The sequence below is a fragment of the Peribacillus sp. SIMBA_075 genome (assembly GCF_046534585.1).
Genome location: NZ_JAWRYN010001167.1, coordinates 1 through 251 on the forward strand (window position 1 = coordinate 1; position 251 = coordinate 251).

The window sequence follows — 251 nt, forward strand, 5'->3', positions numbered from 1 at the left end:
CTATGAAACATTCCTGGCAGATAAAAGAACACGTTTTTTAGAAGTATTACATATCTCTCCATAAAGAAAAGCCTTTATCACAGCATGATTCGGGAGGACGGTGAATTCGATTGAAACTAGCTGAAATCGGAAAGAAAATCAGTGAACTCCGCAAGGAAATGAACCTGACTCAGGGTGATCTGGCAGAAGGGATCTGCACGCAGGCTCTGGTCAGCCTGATTGAAAAAGGTGAGCTGGATCCGAACGCCACG

1 protein-coding gene is annotated in these 251 nt (G+C 44.6%); it reads left to right on the forward strand.

All coding sequences use genetic code 11. From position 1 onward, the window contains the following. Positions 1-110: 110 nt before the first annotated feature. Positions 111-251 (forward strand): helix-turn-helix domain-containing protein (locus SB775_RS31985; protein WP_410865312.1); only part of this gene is annotated, 141 nt, incomplete at its 3' end.